Origin of the sequence: Halomarina halobia (assembly GCF_029338575.1) — an archaeon.
GTDB lineage: Archaea > Halobacteriota > Halobacteria > Halobacteriales > Haloarculaceae > Halomarina > Halomarina halobia.
This window is the reverse complement of record NZ_CP119992.1, coordinates 414,051-430,399: the sequence shown is the minus strand read 5'-3', so window position 1 is coordinate 430,399 and position 16,349 is coordinate 414,051. Positions and strand designations below refer to the sequence as shown.

Below are 16,349 nucleotides of genomic sequence, written 5' to 3'. Positions count from 1 at the left end.
ACTCCCCGCATGGAGGTAGCCATCGTCGGCGCGGGGGCGGCCGGGGCGGGCGCGGCCTACGCCCTGCGCGGGGCGGACGCCGACGTGACCGTCTTCGAGCGATCGAGCGACGTCTCCGGCCGGGCCGCGACTCGGCGGAGGAACGGCTGTCGCTACGACTACGGCGCGAACTACGTCAAGGGGGACGACCCGCGGGTCTCACGGCTCGTCACGGAGACCCTCGCCGCACCGGCCCTCGTCGACGTCGAGACGCCCGTCTGGACGTTCGACGCGGCGGGGGCTATCGAGGAGGGGCGCGACGACGACGACCACAAGTGGACCTACGAGGCGGGAATCGCGGGGCTGGGGAGGCGGCTGCTCGACCGGACCGACGCGACCGTCGAACTGGAGACGCGTGTCGGCGGGATCGAGCGCGACGGGGGCGGCTGGACGCTCGCCGACGCCGACGGCGGGAACCTCGGGACGTACGACGCCCTCCTGCTCACCCCGCCCGCGCCGCTGACGGCGGCCCTGCTCGACGGGACGGCGTGGGACGACGGCCTCCGTGAGGAGGTGCGCGACGCCGTCGCCGCCGTGGACTACCGGAGCGTCTACTCGGCCGTCCTGCACTACGGCTTCGAACTCGACCGGCCGTGGTACGCGCTCGTCAACACCGACCGCGAGCACCCGGTCGGGTGGGTCTCCCGCGAGGAGGAGAAGCGCGGGCACGTCCCGGACGGCGAGAGCCTGCTGATCGCGCAGATGGCCCCCGACTGGTCGGCCGAGCGCCTCGGGGACGACCCCGACGCGGTGACGGCCGACGCGGCCCGCCTCGTCGCCGACCTGCTCGACGACGGGCGGATCGCCGACCCGGACTGGACCGACGGCCGGGGCTGGCGCTACGCGCTACCGAATGCGGGTATCGAGGGCGACGCCCACCGCCGCTGCGAGGGCCACGGGCTCTACGTCGCGGGCGACTGGGTCGTCGGCGAGGGGCGCGTCCACCGGGCGCTGCGGTGCGGGCTCGACGCGGGCGCGCGGATCGCGGCGCGCTGACCCGCAGTTCCCCGTCAGGCGAGGTGCTCGGCGAACCAGCCCGCGGCCGCGGCCGCGACCTCCTCGAGTTCGCCCGGCCCCTCGAAGAGGTGGCCCGCCCCCTCGACGACGTGGAGTTCGCGCTCGCAGGCGAGGTGGTCGTACGCCTCCCGGTTGAGGTCGAGCACCTGCGCGTCCGCGCCGCCCACGACGAACAGCGTCGGCGCGGTGATCCGGTCGAGGACGGCGGCGGCGAGGTCCACCCGCCCGCCGCGCGAGACGACCGCCCCGACGTCCTCCCGGCGCGCCGCGGCGCGCAGCGCCGACGCCGCGCCCGTGCTCGACCCGAAATAGCCGTACCGGAGGTCCGCCGTCCCCCTCCGGCCGTCGAGCCACTCGGTCACGGCGACGAGGCGGTCGGTCAGCAGCGGGACGTCGAACCGGTTCTCGTAGACCCGATCCTCCTCCTCGGTGAGCAGGTCGAAGAGGAGCGTCCCGAGGCCGCGCTCGCGGAGCGTCTCCGCGACGAAGTTGTTGCGCGGGCTCTTGCGGCTGCTCCCGCTGCCGTGGGAGAAGACGACGAGTCCAGTGGCCTCCTGCGGGACGGCGAGTTCCCCCTCCAGCTCCGCGCCGTCGACGGGAATATCGACGAGCGAATCGTTCCCGGTCATGGCGCGTGATCCTTGTCCCCAGACGTCGGTAAGCGTTCGCCCGGCGGTTCGAGACGGCTGGGGGAGGGTGGGGGTCGACGGCGGCGCGTCAGGGCCGTCCGGCGAACTCGACGAACGCGCGCAGCCGCTCGCTCGCGTCCTCGGTGACCGACGCGCCGTGGTAGAGCAGGGCCGCGTCGAAGTCGTAATCGAGGAGGCGCTCCAGGGACGCCTCCGCCCGGTGGAGGTCGTCGGTGTAGACCGCGGGCGGGAGGAGGAAGTAGCCCGCCGGGAGGCCGCGCTGGTCCGACCCGCTCGCCGCGTCGCCCAGCACGGCCAGCGATCGTCCCTCGTCGACGAGCGCGTGGTGGTCGTCGCGGTGGCCGGGCGTGTAGACGGCGACGAAGTCGCCGACGCGGTCGCCGTCGGCGTAGCGGTGATCCGGATCGTACGCCGCGCCCGTGTCGCTCTGCTCGGGGAGGTAGGTCTCGACGCCGTAGCGCTCGACCACCGCGTCGAAGCCGCCGACGTGGTCGCCGTCGGCGTGAGTGACGACGAGCCGCTCGGGCGTCACGCCGGTCGCCTCGATCTCCGCGAACAGGGCGTCCGTCGTGTCGGGGAAGCCGCAGTCGAAGAGGGTGGGCGTCTCGCCGTCGACGAGGAACGCGCGGTAGCGCGCGCCGTTTCGCTCGTCGACCGTGAGGTCGTACACGGCCGGGAGGAGTTCCGTGGGCATGGCCCGTCGTTCGCGCGGGGGGCGCTAAACTCTATGCGCCGCTCGTCGGTCGGCGTCGAAAGAATAGGGTGATCGTAGTTGCTCTCGCCGAGTTACAGCCGCTGGAGGTTCTTCGCGCGCGGGCCCTTGTCGGCCTGCACGATGTCGAACTCCACTTCCTGTCCCTCTTCGAGGTCCGGACCGCCAACATCTTCCATGTGGAAGAAAACGTCGTCGTCCGCGTCGTCGCTCTCGATGAAACCGTAGCCGCCCGTGTCGTTGAAGAAGGCGACCTTACCTTTAGCCATTACCTGTGGTCGTCGTTCGCGCACACGCATAACAGTTGCGAACCGCTCTCGAGGGTGGTGAACCGATCGCGAGCGGCGACGAATCGCCCCCACGGGCCGTATCGCCTCCCGAGAGCGGGGTGATCGCCACCGCGGAGAACGACACGCCTTTTCGCCTTCCCCGTTCACGACACCGTATGGATCGAAAGCGGGAACTCACGAGCGTCGACTGCGCGGCCCTCGTCACGGAGCTCGGGGCGTACGAGGGCGCGAAGGTCGACAAGGCCTACCTCTACGGCGAGGACCTCCTGCGGCTCAAGCTCCGGGACTACGACGAGGGACGGCTGGAGCTGCTCGTCGAGGTGGGCGACGTGAAGCGCGCCCACCTCGTCGCCCCCGAGCGCGTCCCCGACGCGCCGGGCCGGCCCCCGAACTTCGCGATGATGCTGCGCAATCGTATCTCCGGCGCGGACTTCGCGGGCGTCGAGCAGTTCGGCTTCGACCGCATCCTCACGTTCCACTTCGAGCGCCCCGACGGCGACAGCTACGTCGTCGCGGAGCTGTTCGGGGAGGGTAACATCGCCGTCCTCGACGAGAACCGCGAGGTGATGGGCTGTCTGGAGACGATCCGCCTGAAGTCCCGCACCGTCGCCCCCGGCGCGCTCTACGAGTACCCATCCGCCCGACTCGATCCCTTCGCCCTCGACGAGGAGGGGTTCGCCGCGCGGATGGAGGAGTCGGACACCGACGTGGTGCGGACGCTCGCCACCCTGCTCAACTTCGGCGGGCTCTGGGCCGAGGAGCTCTGCACCCGTGCGGGCGTCGAGAAGACGAAGGACATCGCGGACGCCGCCGAGGAGGACTACGCGCGCCTGTTCGACGCCGTCGAGCGCCTGGAGACGACCCTCCGGACGGGCGCGTTCGATCCGCGTGTCTACTACGCCGACCCGGAGAGTGGCGGTGACGGGAGCGAGGGCGGCGCGGAGGGTGCCGGTGACGCGGGCGACGCGGGCGAGGAGGAGCGGGAGCCGATCCGCGTGGACGCGACGCCGCTCCCCCTGGAGGAGCGGGAGGGCCAGCGCGCCGAGACCTTCCCGAACTTCAACGCCGCCCTGGACGACTACTTCTATCACTACGAGGAGGAGGACGGCGCGGGCGGCGGGGGGGCGAGCGGGCGGCCCGACTTCGAGGAGGAGATCGCGAAGTACGAGCGCATCGTCGCCCAGCAGGAAGGGGCCATCGAGGGGTTCGACGAGCAGGCACAGGAGGAGCGCGAGAGGGCGGAGCTGCTCTACGCGCGCTACGACCTCGTCGACGAGGTGCTCTCCGCGATCCGGTCGGCCCGCGAGGAGGACGTGCCGTGGGACGACATCGCCGCCCGCTTCGAGGAGGGCAGGGAGCGCGGCATCGCCGCCGCCGAGGCCGTCGAGGACGTCGACGGGTCGAACGCTCGCGTCACGCTCGACCTCGACGGGACGCGGGTCACGCTCGACGCGACGACGGGCGTCGAGAAGAACGCCGACCGGCTGTACCGCGAGGCGAAGCGCGTCGAGGAGAAGAAGGAGGGCGCGCTCGAGGCCATCGAGGACACCCGGGAGCAACTCGCGGCCGTGAGGGAGCGACGCGACGAGTGGGAGGCCGGCGACGCGGGCGACGGGGACGGAGACGGCGAGGCAGACGAGGGCGGGGACGAGCCGGTCGACTGGCTCTCGCGGGCGTCGATCCCCGTCCGTCGCGACGAGCAGTGGTACGAGCGCTTCCGCTGGTTCCGGACGAGCGACGGCTTCCTCGTGCTCGGCGGGCGCAACGCCGATCAGAACGAGGAGCTCGTGAAGAAGTACACCGAGCGCGGCGACCTGTTCTTCCACACCCAGGCCCCCGGCGCGCCGGTGACGATCCTCAAGGCGACCGAGCCGAGCGAGGCGGCCCGCGACGTGGACGTCCCCGAGCGGAGCCGCGAGGAGGCCGCCCAGTTCGCCGTCTCCTACTCCTCGGTCTGGAAGGACGGCCACTTCGCCGGGGACGTCTACATGGTCCACCCGGATCAGGTGTCGAAGACCCCCGAGAGCGGCGAGTACGTCGAGAAGGGGTCGTTCGTGGTCCGCGGCGACCGCACCTACTACGAGGACACGCCGGTCGGGGTGAGCGTCGGTATCGCGTGCGAGCCACAGACCCGGGTGATCGGCGGACCGCCGAGCGCGATCGAGCCGCGCGCGGCGACGAGCGTCCGGGTCGAACCCGGACGCTACGCCCAGAACGACGCCGCGAAGCTCCTCTACCGCGAGTTCCGCGAGCGCTTCGCCGACACCTCGTTCGTGCGGAAGGTGGCGAGCCCCGACCTGATCCAGGAGTTCCTCCCGCCGGGCGGTAGTCGGATCGTCGAGAGGTGAGCGGGAACCGGGCGTTCGCCCGACGGAACCGTACAGCGGGGGAGAACCTCCCGCTAGCTATCAACACAGTTTATATTCTCGTACGACAATCAGTACTCGTTGATTATGACCCCGGAGTGACGGGTCTACCTCCCCGCGAGGGGAGCCCCACTGCTCGGGTCGTACAACGGTGAATCCAATGATAACCGAAGCACTCACCTACCTGCGCCGGAGCGACAGCGCGGTCCGGACCGTTCTGATCGGGACCGTCCTGTCGTTCCTCAGTTTCCTCGTCATTCCGGCGTTCCTCGTCGCGGGGTACACCGTTCGGGTCGTCCGAGCGGCGCTCACTGACGACGAACCGCCCGTGTTCGACGAGTGGCGGAACCTCTTCACCGACGGCCTGAAGGCGTTCCTCATCGGCGTCGGCTACTTCGCCATCCCCGTCGTGTTCGTCGTCGTCGCGGTGGGTGCCGATCTCGTCGTCGCCAACGTCAGCGGCCTCGCGGGTGGGATCCTCGGTGCGATCCTCGCGGTCGTCGGCATCGTCCTGGTGCTCGCGCTCTGGTACGTGTTCCCCGTCGGCCTGGCGCGCTTCGCGCGGACGGGCAGGATGGGCAGCGCGTTCCAGTTCAGCGAGATCCGGCCCGTCGCCCTGACGAGCACCTACGCGGTCGCGTGGCTGCTCGCGCTCGTCGTGGGCGTCGCCGCCGGGAGCGTCTCGAACCTCCTGTTCGACCTCTCGCTGCTCGGCGTGCAGGTGCTCCTCGGGCTCGCCATCACGTTCTACGCCGGCGTCGTGACGGCGTACCTCTACGGACGCGGCGTGGGCGAGGCGACCCCCATCGAACCCGCCCCCGAGGAACCGACCGGCCGACCCGCGGCCTGAAGCAGGGTTTATCACCCCCCTGACTCACTTTTCAGTCGTGTTTCGCGACGCCCTGCTGTATCCGCTCTCCGGCACCGCAGCCGCAGGGTCGTATCTGCTCGGTTGCGTCCTCCGACTGGTACTGACGGTCTCCGACCTCGTCGTCCTCTTCGCCGCGATCACCCTCGCCGCCGAAACGGTCGACGCCGTGCCCGCGGACGCGACCTCCCCCTCCGTGCTGACGCTCGCCGCCGCGCTCGCGCTCTCGGTCGTCCTCTCGCTGGTCGTGCGGACGATGTTTCGCGGACACGCGGTCGGCGTCGCCCGCGAGGTGGCGGGCGAACCGCGCCCGGTCGCCCCCTCCGTTCGCGCGTTCGTCCGCGCCGACGCCGTCCGGTCGCTCGGCGTCGTCGTCGCCTACCTGCTCCCCGCGCTCGCCCTCGTGGGGCTCGCCGCGCTCACGGTGGCGATCGACGCGGGCGAGGGACTCGGCGCGGTCGTCGACACCGTGGGGGCGCTCTCGCTGCTCTTCGGTCTGCTCGCCGGCCTCCTCGCGACGTACCTCGTCCCGGTGGCGACGGTCAGGTTCGCCCAGGAGGGTGACGTTCGCGCGGCGTTCGACCTCTCGGCCGTCCGCGCGGCCGCGTTCACCGAGGACTACGTCGTCGGCTGGGCGATGGCCGCGGGCGTCGTCGTCGTGCTCGTCCCGATCGCGCTGTTGCTCTACGCGCTGCTGCTCGTCGGCGTCGTCGTCCACTTCCACCTGAACGTGGTCACCCGCTACCTCCTGGCGCGGGCGGCGAGCGCCGCGCTCGCCGACGACCCGGACGAGGCGGGCGAGGGGGACGACGCGGACGGCGACCGCGAGTCGGCCACGGAGGTGTCGCTCGACCACACGGCCTCCGCCCGCGCCGCGGCCGAGGCCGACTGGCGCGGGAGTCGCCCCGAGCCGACGGAGCTCGATCCGACGGTCGCCGACGACGACCCGGCCGCCGACGAGTTCCGCAGGCGACGGTGACGCACCCACGTCGCTCGTATCCGCTCCCGACCGGTGATCGGCGCGACGAAAAACGGAACCGGCGAGGCGCGGACGACCGACCGTCAGAACCGCTCGATGACGGGGATGCCGACGGTCTCGAAGTCGGTCATCGCCGCGAGCTTGTCGGAGACGTCCTCCAGGCCGACCGTCTCACTGACGACGGCGCTCGGGTCGAGCTTGCCCGTGGCGACCATGCGGAAGATCTCGTCGTAGCGCGTGGGCGGCATGCCCAGCGAGCCGATGAACTCGATCTCCTGCATGACCATCGCGTCGGTCGGGAGGGAGACCATCCCCTGCTCGTCCTCGGTCGTGAGGCCGATCTGGAGGTGCTGCCCCCGGCGGCCGAGGCTCAGCACGGAGTTCTGGCAGGTGGTGGCGATGCCCAGCGCGTCGACGGAGACGTTCGCGCCGCGGTCGGTGATGGCCTGCACCTCGCCGGGGACGTCCTCGACGTCGCCCGCGTTGACGGTCTCGGTCGCGCCGAGCGTCTTCGCCCTCTCGAGCTTCTCGTCGATGAGGTCGACGGCGACGACGTTCGCGCCCAGCGCGTCCGCGATGTGGACCGCGGAGAGGCCGACGCCGCCGCAGCCGTGGACCGCCACCCAGTCGCCCGCGCCCACGTCGGCGCGGTGGGCCAGCCCGTGGAACGCGGTCATGAACCGGCAACCGAGGCCGGCCATGTCGACCGACGAGACGCCGTCGGGGAGTGCGACGAGGTTCTGGTCCGCAGCCGGGACGTGTACCTCCTCGGCGAACGCTCCCTGCACCTCCTTTACGAAGCCGAGCGGCATGAGGTTCTCACAGGTGTTGCCGTGGCCCGTGCGACACTCGATGCAGGTGCCGTCGCCGAGGTTGAACGGGATGGCGACGTGATCGCCCTCCGCGAAGCGCGTGACGTTCTCCCCGACCGCTATCACGTGACCGGCCGGTTCGTGGCCGAGGATCTGCCCCTCCTCGGACTGGATGCCGAGCCAGTCCCAGTCGCCCTGCCACCCGTGCCAGTCGGAGCGACAGATGCCACAGGCCTCCATCTCGACTATCGCCCCGTCCGGGGTGACCTGCGGGTCGTCTACCTCCTCGATCTCGAGCGGTTCGCCGTGCTCCTTGAGGACTGCTGCTCGCATAGCACACGGTAATCGGTAACGAGCGTGATAAGCGTATCCTCGAACGCCGTGACGATCCCCACGTCGTGGGATAGAGACGGCCGTAGCGGTCGCTCGAACCGACGGTTCGAACGCCGGATAGCAGGGCACTTACCGGGGGACCGCCCAGTACCCGCCATGCGAATCGCCGACCGTCAGCGCGTCGAGGGGGGACGAGAGCGGATAACGGTCGTCCCGGAGACGCTCGACGACCTCTGGCACCTCAGCTACGTGCTCGAACCGGGCGACCTCGTCGGTGGCGACACGACCCGCCGGGTGCGCCGCGACGACGAGAACCTCCGCGACACGGGCGGCGAGCGCGAGTACATGTACGTCACCGTCGCAGTCGAGGAGACGGAGTTCGCGCGCTTCGCGAACCGCCTGCGCGTCTCCGGCGTCATCGAGGACTGCTCGCGCGAGGACCAGCTCGGCTTCCACCACACCCTCAACGTCGAGCAGAACGAGGAGCTCGAGATCACGAAGCGCTGGAAGCCCGATCAGCTGGAACGGCTCCGGGAGGCCGAGGAGGCGACCGACAACCCCGACGTCGCCATCGCCACCGTCGAGGAGGGCGCGGCGCACGTCCACACCGTCGCGCAGTACGGCGCGGAGGAGCGCACCTCGCTCTCGGGCGCGACGGGCAAGGGCGAGTACGCCCAGTCGCGCACGCAGCTGTTCGCCGAACTGACCGAGGTGCTCCGGCGGATGGACGCCGACGCGATCATCCTCGCCGGGCCGGGCTTCACGAAGCAGGACGCCTACAAGTACGTGGAGGAGAACGCCCCCGAGGTCGCGGAGCGGGTGACGATGGTGGACACGAGCGCCGTCGGCGACCGCGGCGTCCACGAGGTGCTCAAGCGCGGCGCGGTCGAGGACGTGCAGGCCGAGACGCGCATCGCCCGCGAGGCGGAGCTCATCGACCGGCTGATGGCGGAGATCGCGGGCGGGGCGAAGGCCGCCTACGGCGTCGAGAGCGTCGCCGAGGCCGCCGAATACGGCGCGGTCGAGACGCTGCTCGTGGTGGACGAGCGCCTCCGCGAGGAGCGCGGCGGCGAGGGCGAGTGGGACGTCGACGCGAACGACCTGCTGGAGACGGTCGACCGGAAGGGCGGCGACGTGGTCGTCTTCTCCTCCGAATTCGCGCCGGGGGAACAGCTGTCGAACCTCGGCGGGATCGCCGCGATCCTGCGGTACCGACTCGAGTAATCCGAGTCACCCGTTCGTCGTCCGTCCCGGTCCCCGTCGGCCGGCCCCTCCACGGCACCGTCACCGGCCCGTCGAACCTCCCCGCGACGGTCTCGATCGACGGCGGCTCGACCGTTACGGGGCCGTCACTCCACCGTCACGGTGAGGCCGTCGCGCGCGAAGCGCACGTCGCCGTCGTAGTGTTCGCGGAGGGATTCGAGCATGGCCTCGTGGCGGCCCTCCGTGTGCGGGTAGAGGTGGGTCAGGAAGACCCGTCCGTAGCGGTGGCCCGCGAGCGCCGCGCCGAGCTGCGAGGGCGTGGGGTGATTGTCGACGTCCACCTCGTCGGGGAACGAGCAGTCGTGGGCGAGCACGTCCGAGCCGTCGGCGAAGGCGGCCAGGTCCTCGGTCGCCTCCGAGTCGCCGCTGAAGGTGAACGTCGCCCCGTCGGCCTCGAAGCGGTAGGCCAGACACGGCATCGAGTGGACCGTCTCGGCGGCCGCGACCTGGTACCCCGCGGCCTCGAACTCCCCCGGTTCGACTTCCCGGATGACGAGGTCCAGGCGACCCTGCATGTACTCATGGACGTCGAACAGCCCTCTCACGAGGTCGGCGGTGCCGGGCGGCCCGATCAGTTCGACGTCCGTCGCGCCCGCGAGCCACCGCGCCTTGAACAGCGGCATGAGATCGCTGACGTGGTCGAGGTGGTGGTGCGTGAGGAGGACCGTCCGGACGCCCTCGTAGCCTGCGTCGGTCCCCGCGAGGGCGGAGAGGACGCCGCTCCCGCAGTCGACGAGCAGCGGGTCCGCCGCCTCCGATTCGAGCAGGAGGCCCGTCTGCGCGCGGTCGCCGGCGGGCATGGCGCTGCCGGTGCCGAGGAACGTGACGTGCATGTCGCGGCAATCGACGCGGAGGCCTAAATGTCCGCGGGCGTCGCTCGCAGGGAGACGGCCGCCCCGCACCGCGACCACCGTTCCGCGTCCCGACCGCCGTCGTCCCGTCGGATTCACTTTCACTCCGGTTACCCAACCCACTTCCGTCCTCGAAGCCTACCGGCTCGCGACGATGGAACGGGGGACGTCCGGAGGGGGGAGAGCGCTCCTCGCGTCGTACGACTTCGACTTCGCGTCGGAGGCGGTGTCGATCGACGACGCGGACGTGCTCGACCTGCTCGAACCCGCCGTCGCGCGGTGGTGGGTCCGGGAGTTCGGGGCGTACGTCCCCGAGAACGGGGGCTTCTTCACGCCCCCGCAGAAGGAGGCCATCCCCCTGATCCACGACCGGACGAACGCGCTCATCTGCGCGCCGACCGGCTCCGGCAAGACGCTCGCGAGCTTCTGCGCCATCATCAACGAGCTCTACCGCCGGGACCGCCAGTCGGGGCTCGGAAACTCCGTCTACTGCCTCTACGTCTCGCCGCTCAAGTCGCTCGCCAACGACATCCACCGCAACCTGGAGGTCCCCCTGTCGGGGATCGCGGACCTCGCGGACGACGAGATCGAGATCCGCCACGCGATCCGCCACGGCGACACCGACGACGCGGTGCGCCGGCGGATGCTGACGGAGACGCCCCACGTCCTGAACACGACGCCGGAGACGCTCGCCATCCTGCTCAACTCGCCGAAGTTCTCGGAGAAGCTGCGGACGGTCGAGTACGTCGTCGTCGACGAGATCCACAGCGTGGCGGAGAACAAGCGCGGGACCCACCTCGCGGTGTCGCTCGAACGCCTCGAGGCGCTCTGTGACCGCTCGCCGACCCGCATCGGCTGTTCGGCCACCGTCGAACCGCTCTCGACGATGGCCGAGTTCCTCGTCGGGCGCGACGACGACGGCGACGTGCGCGAGTACGAGATCGTCGACACGCGCTTCGTCCGTGAGTTCGACCTCCGGCTCACCTGCCCGACCGACGACCTCGTCAACACGCCGCCCGAGGTCGTGACCGACCGCTTCTACGAACAGCTCCACGAACTGATCGGGGCGCACACGAACACGCTCGTGTTCACCAACACGCGCTCGGGGGCCGAGCGCGTCCTGCACAACCTTCGTGAGCGGTACGACGACTACACGGAGGAGAACTCCGGCTGCCACCACGGCTCGCTCTCGGCGGACCGCAGGCGGCGCGCCGAGCGGCGGCTGAAGGCGGGCGAACTCGACGTCGTCACCACGTCCACGAGCCTCGAACTCGGCATCGACATGCCCCACGTCGATCTCGTGGTGCAGGTCGGCTCGCCGAAGTCCGTCGCGGCGCTCCTCCAGCGCGTCGGCCGGGCGGGCCATCGCCTCGGCGAGACGGTGACCGGGCGGGTGGTCGCGCTCGACCGCGACGAACTCGTCGAGTGCGCGGTGATGCTGAAGCGGGCGGAGGAGGGGTTCGTCGACCGGGTGTTCGTCCCCGAGAACGCCCACGACGTGGCCGCCCAGCACGTCTACGGGATGGCGATCGACGCCGTCCGTCCGGAGGCGGAGGCGAAGCGGATTCTCAAACGTGCCTACCCCTACCGGAACTACTCGGACGCCGACTGGGAGACGCTGCTTCGCTACCTGACGGCCGACTACGAGGGGCTCGCGGATCGCAACGTCTACCCGAAGGTGTGGCGTGACGAGAACGACCCGCCCGACGGCGAGTACCACTACCCCGACTTCCCCGCGGGCGAACCGCTGCTCGGCAAGCGCGGCCGTCTCGCCCGCGTCATCTACCTGACGAACGTCGGCACCATCCCCGACTCGTTCTCCTGCGACGTGTTCACCCGGGGGGAGCGCGAGTGGGTGGGGCAACTGGACGAGGCGTACCTCGACACGCTCGAGGCGGGCGACGTGTTCGTCCTCGGCGGCTCGCACTTCGAGTACCGCTACCGGCGCGGATCGAAGGTGTACGTCGATCCGACGAGCGCCCGACCGACGGTCCCCTCGTGGTTCTCCGAGCGGCTCCCCCTCTCGTACGACCTCGGGCGTGAGGTGCTCACCTTCCAGCGCGAGTTGCTAGATCGGCTCGAATCGGGCGGCCCGCCGGCCGTCCGGTCGTGGCTCCGCGGGTTCCCGATCGACGAGAACGCCGTCCGCGCGACGACGCGCACGTACGACCAGCAGGTGCGCTACGCCGGGGCTGGGAGCGTGAGCACGCACGACCGCCTGGCGATCGAGGTGGAACTCGACCGCACCGAGTACCGCCGGCGCTACTACGTCCACTCGAACTACGGCCGGCGGTTCAACGACGGCCTCTCGCGGCTGCTCGCCCACCGCTGCGCGCGGGCCGCCGACGCGAACGTCACCGTCGCCGTCGCCGACCACGGGTTCACCCTCTCCATGCCGCTCAACCGGAAGGTCGACCTCGTCGGAGTCCTCGAGGACGTCGCCCCGGCGGAGGTCCGGACGGACCTCCGCGACGCGCTCTCCGGGACGGACCTCCTCAAGCGCTACTTCCGGATCAACGCGACGCGCTCGCTGATGATCCTCAAGCGGTACAAGGGCTACGAGAAGTCCGCGAGTCAACAGCAGGTCTCGAGCGAGATGCTGCTCGGCTTCGCCGACGACCTGGAGGACTTCGCCGTCGTCGAGGAGACCTACCGCGAGATTCTGGAGGACAAGTTGCACGTCGAGGCCATCGAGGACGTGCTCTCGGCCGTCCGGCGCGGCGACCTCGTCGTCGAGAGCCGACAGGTGACCTCGCCCTCGCCGCGCGCGTTCGGCCTCGCGACGCTCGCCGCGAGCGACGTGGTCCTCGCCGAGGACGAGAGCGCCGTCCTCCGCGAGTTCCACCGGCGCGTCCTGCGGGAGATCGGCGACGGGACGGCCGCCGGGGCGCTCGGGGAGACCGACTGACGACCGGCGGGGGGCGGCCGGTCGTCCTACCGTCGCTCGCGTCAGTAGGGTGATTTATGTCGGACCCACCGCCCGTTTCGATCGATGGGTTCCCCGCAGCCGATCGACGTCGGTACTCTCTCGCCGCTGGCCTGGCGCCTCCTCCGCGTCGCGGCGGGGTACGACCAGCGCGCCGTCGAGCGGGAGGTCGACGGCGTCCTCCAGGCGCACGTCTCGATGCTGGAACGGGGGACGCGGGCGCTCTCCCTGTCGCGTCGACGCACCCTCTTCGAACTCTACGCGGCCGACCTCACCCCCGAACAGATCGAAGCCATCGCGAAGAACTTTTGACCGCCGTCGACGGTTCGTTGCGGTAAGTCACTCCGTCTCGTTCGAAAGTATTAATCGCGCGGTAGCCGACGGATCGCAGTGTATCAATGATACACGGGAAGACAGGGGGGTACGGACGGTTGCTCGTCTTCGCCGTCGCGCTGCTCGGGGTGGCGGGCATCGCCGCCGCGCCGACGCCGGACGGACTCCCTCTCAGGGGACAGTACGCGCTCGCGACCATGTTCTTCGCCGGAGTGCTCTGGGTGACCGGGGCGCTCCCGCTCGCCGTCACCGCGCTATCGATCCCGGTCCTGCTGACCGGGTTCGGCGTCTACGCCGGCATGGACGACGCGCTCAGGGGGTTCGCGGACCACATCATCTTCCTGTTTATCGCGGGGTTCATGCTCGCGAACGCGCTCCAGAAGTACGAGATCGATCGCCGCATCGCGCTCTACATGATGGCGTGGATGGGGACGTCGCCGCGCCGGCTCGTCCTCGCCGTGATGCTGGCCACGGCGTTCCTCTCGATGTGGGTGTCGAACACCGCGACCGCCGCGATGATGACGCCCATCGCCCTCGGCGTGCTCGCGCAGGTCGTCGGCCGGGAGGGGATCGAGGCGGCGGCGAGCGATCCGAGCGCGAACGTCGATTCGGACGTCGCGGCCGACGGCGGCCTCGCGTCGGCGGACCTCGACGTCGACGGGTTCACGAACATCCAGGTGTCGATGCTCCTCGGGACGGCCTACGCCGCCAGCGTCGGCGGCGTCGGCACGCTCATCGGGACGCCGCCGAACGCGATCCTCGCCGGACAGCTCAACTCCATTCTCGGCTACGAGATCGGGTTCGCGCAGTGGCTCCTCATCGGCGTCCCCGTCGTCGTCGTCACGCTGCCGCTGGTCTGGTACGTCCTCACCTATCGCCTCTACCCGCCGCAGGTCGAGAGCGTCGACGAGGCACAGGAGCAGGCCCGCGAGTACCTCCGCGAGGAGGGCGAACTGAGCGTGAGAGGGCGGCGCGTCGCCTACATCTTCACCGCCACGGCGGCGCTGTGGGTCCTCGGCGGCCTCGGCGAGTTCATCGGCCCGTGGCTGCCGGCGGCGTGGGCGACGACGATCTTCGGCGGCGAGGGCATGACCGTCTTCGGCGTCGAGGGCCACCAGGGCCTGCTCTACTACGTCATGGTCGGGATGTTCGCCATCCCCGCGCTCGTGCTCTCCGACACGATGGACTGGGACGACCTCGTGGACATCGACTGGGGGACCATCCTGCTGTTCGGCGGTGGCATCGCGCTGGCCGACGCGCTCGCGGACACCGGCGCGACGGAGTGGATCGCGGACACCGTGTTCTCCTCGCTCACGGGCGCGCCGATCGTGCTCGTCGTCGCCGTCGTCGTCCTGCTCGTCATCTTTCTCACCGAGATGACCTCGAACACCGCGACGGCGACCATCATCGTCCCCATCCTCATCGGCATCGGCGGCGTCTTCGCCACGACCCTCGGCCTCTCGGAGGTCGCCGCGGCGGTCTTCCTCGCCGTCTCCGGTGCCATCGCGGCCAGCTTCGCGTTCGCGCTCCCCGTCGCCACGCCGCCGAACGCCATCGTCTTCGGCAGCGGTTACATCGAACAGTCACAGATGATGCGGGCCGGCGTCGTCCTCAACGTCCTGATGACGCTCGTGCTGACGGGACTCATCTGGCTGCTGTTCCAGTTCGTCTGGCCGGTCGTGCTGTGGTGAGGGACCCTCGACCGCCGTTCCGAGACCGCTCTCGCGTCCGCCGCGAACAGATCGCCGACGACGCGACCGCCCGCCGATCCGTCACGCGCCGATCCGGGACGCCGGTCCTCGGACCGTCCGCCCTTCGCCCTCGACGCGCGTGCGGTGCTCCCCGCTCTCCTCCACCGACTCCTCTCACTTCGGCCGGTCCCGGAATTCCCTCGCGCTCCGCAACCGGGGCGTCCTGTAGATCGACCGTCATCCCAAGCGGAACATTTACAACTAAAGTTTCAGTACCTAAAGCCGAGTTGTATGACGTCCACGAACGAAACCGTGCACGACCGCTTCGAAACCGTACAGATCGAACTCACGGCGGGCGAGATCGCGGCCGGACTCGCGCTGCTAGCCGCACTGACCTTCGCCCTGATGTTCCTGCAGGATCCGCTCGCCCACGACTCGCTGCACACCTTCCGACACGCCGCCGGCATCACCTGCCACTGATGCTCGTCGCGTATCTCAAGCGCGGCGTCGCGGCGGGAGCCCTCGCGGGGATCGCCTACGGGGTCTTCGTGGCTGTCGTCGCGGGCCCGCTCGTCGGATACGTAGAGGAGGTGAGTCGGCACGGCCACGGAGGGGGTCACGATCACGCCCACGCGGTCTCGGAACTGACGACCGCCGCAGCCGGCGTCGGCGGCGGCGTCCTCTGGGGCGTGCTGCTGGGTGCCGCGTTCGGCGTCGCGTTCTACTTCCTCGAGCCGGCGCTTCCCGGACGCGGACGTGCGAAGGCGTACGTGCTCGCGGGGGCCGGGTTCCTGACCGTCTCCGCGACCCCGTGGCTCGTCCTCCCCCCCGTCGTTCCCGGGGCGGAGCAGTCCCTCTCGACCGACCTCCGAGTGCCGATCTACGCCGGGCTGATGCTCCTCGGCGCGCTCACCGCGGGCGCGTCGCTGCTGCTCTACCGCCGGGCGGCGGCGCGAACGACGACCCGACGCGCGATCGCGCTCGGCCTCTCGCCGCTCGCGCTGCCCGTCGCGATCCTACCGCTCGTCAGCCCGTCGGCCGTCGCGCACGGCGGGGTCCCCCCGGCGCTGGCGACGGCGTTTCGGGGACTGGTCGTCCTGAGCCAGGCGGGACTGTGGCTCCTCCTGGCCTCCTGTTACGGCTGGCTCCATCGCCGCGCGGGAGACGGCTCCCCCCTGGAACGGTCGGGGGACGGCGAACCCCTCGGGGCCTGACCGCT

Annotated in this window: 15 protein-coding genes; 10 read left to right on the top strand and 5 right to left on the bottom strand. The window is 70.5% G+C overall.

The window, feature by feature from the left end:
• The first annotated feature begins 9 nt into the window (after positions 1 to 9).
• Positions 10 to 1,035, top strand: a complete 1,026-nt coding sequence (locus P1K31_RS02275) for an NAD(P)/FAD-dependent oxidoreductase (RefSeq protein ID WP_276304657.1) — start codon at positions 10 to 12, stop codon at positions 1,033 to 1,035.
• A 14-nt stretch (positions 1,036 to 1,049) separates the two neighbouring features.
• On the opposite strand, the gene P1K31_RS02270 is transcribed toward P1K31_RS02275, so the two are convergent.
• From P1K31_RS02270 to P1K31_RS02260, 3 genes are all read right to left on the bottom strand, one after another.
• Complete coding sequence (locus P1K31_RS02270; RefSeq protein ID WP_276304656.1) at positions 1,050 to 1,685, bottom strand: dienelactone hydrolase family protein; 636 nt, start codon at positions 1,683 to 1,685, stop codon at positions 1,050 to 1,052.
• 88 nt (positions 1,686 to 1,773) lie between these two features.
• Entirely contained in the window at positions 1,774 to 2,400 is a 627-nt protein-coding gene (locus tag P1K31_RS02265; RefSeq protein WP_276304655.1) for an MBL fold metallo-hydrolase, read from the bottom strand.
• Between the two features lie 92 nt (positions 2,401 to 2,492).
• Positions 2,493 to 2,687 (bottom strand): cold-shock protein, encoded by a 195-nt coding sequence (locus P1K31_RS02260; protein WP_254545200.1) that lies wholly within the window; start codon positions 2,685 to 2,687, stop codon positions 2,493 to 2,495.
• A 176-nt stretch (positions 2,688 to 2,863) separates the two neighbouring features.
• Between P1K31_RS02260 and rqcH the strand changes: the two genes are divergently transcribed.
• From rqcH to P1K31_RS02245, 3 genes are all read left to right on the top strand, one after another.
• Positions 2,864 to 5,056, top strand: coding sequence for a ribosome rescue protein RqcH (rqcH, locus tag P1K31_RS02255; protein WP_276304654.1), 2,193 nt, complete (start codon positions 2,864 to 2,866; stop codon positions 5,054 to 5,056).
• Between the two features lie 178 nt (positions 5,057 to 5,234).
• Positions 5,235 to 5,924 (top strand): DUF4013 domain-containing protein, encoded by a 690-nt coding sequence (locus P1K31_RS02250; RefSeq protein ID WP_276304653.1) that lies wholly within the window; start codon positions 5,235 to 5,237, stop codon positions 5,922 to 5,924.
• A 37-nt stretch (positions 5,925 to 5,961) separates the two neighbouring features.
• Positions 5,962 to 6,921, top strand: coding sequence for a DUF4013 domain-containing protein (locus P1K31_RS02245; protein ID WP_276304652.1), 960 nt, complete (start codon positions 5,962 to 5,964; stop codon positions 6,919 to 6,921).
• Between the two features lie 83 nt (positions 6,922 to 7,004).
• Here P1K31_RS02245 and P1K31_RS02240 read toward each other — a convergent pair whose 3' ends face one another.
• Positions 7,005 to 8,066 (bottom strand): zinc-dependent alcohol dehydrogenase family protein, encoded by a 1,062-nt coding sequence (locus P1K31_RS02240; protein WP_276304651.1) that lies wholly within the window; start codon positions 8,064 to 8,066, stop codon positions 7,005 to 7,007.
• Positions 8,067 to 8,222: 156 nt separating this feature from the next.
• On the opposite strand from P1K31_RS02240, the gene P1K31_RS02235 reads away from it, so the two are divergent.
• Complete coding sequence (locus P1K31_RS02235; protein ID WP_276304650.1) at positions 8,223 to 9,290, top strand: mRNA surveillance protein pelota; 1,068 nt, start codon at positions 8,223 to 8,225, stop codon at positions 9,288 to 9,290.
• Between the two features lie 125 nt (positions 9,291 to 9,415).
• On the opposite strand, the gene P1K31_RS02230 is transcribed toward P1K31_RS02235, so the two are convergent.
• Entirely contained in the window at positions 9,416 to 10,162 is a 747-nt protein-coding gene (locus P1K31_RS02230; RefSeq protein WP_276304649.1) for an MBL fold metallo-hydrolase, read from the bottom strand.
• Positions 10,163 to 10,334: 172 nt separating this feature from the next.
• Between P1K31_RS02230 and P1K31_RS02225 the strand changes: the two genes are divergently transcribed.
• The 5 genes from P1K31_RS02225 (at position 10,335) to P1K31_RS02205 (ending at position 16,344) form a co-directional block, all read left to right on the top strand.
• A complete protein-coding gene (locus tag P1K31_RS02225) occupies positions 10,335 to 13,088 on the top strand; it encodes an ATP-dependent helicase (RefSeq protein ID WP_276304648.1) in 2,754 nt (917 codons plus the stop codon).
• Positions 13,089 to 13,172: 84 nt separating this feature from the next.
• A complete protein-coding gene (locus P1K31_RS02220) occupies positions 13,173 to 13,418 on the top strand; it encodes a DUF8599 family protein (RefSeq protein ID WP_276304647.1) in 246 nt (81 codons plus the stop codon).
• Positions 13,419 to 13,504: 86 nt separating this feature from the next.
• The gene (locus P1K31_RS02215; RefSeq protein WP_276304646.1) at positions 13,505 to 15,130 is read left to right on the top strand and encodes an SLC13 family permease; all 1,626 of its coding nucleotides are present in this window, start codon (positions 13,505 to 13,507) and stop codon (positions 15,128 to 15,130) included.
• 291 nt (positions 15,131 to 15,421) lie between these two features.
• Positions 15,422 to 15,610: a CbtB domain-containing protein gene (locus P1K31_RS02210; RefSeq protein ID WP_276304645.1), complete on the top strand. Its 189-nt coding sequence runs from the start codon at positions 15,422 to 15,424 to the stop codon at positions 15,608 to 15,610.
• A complete protein-coding gene (locus P1K31_RS02205; protein ID WP_276304644.1) occupies positions 15,610 to 16,344 on the top strand; it encodes a CbtA family protein in 735 nt (244 codons plus the stop codon). Before P1K31_RS02210 ends, P1K31_RS02205 begins: the two co-directional genes overlap by 1 nt.
• Positions 16,345 to 16,349: the final 5 nt, after the last annotated feature.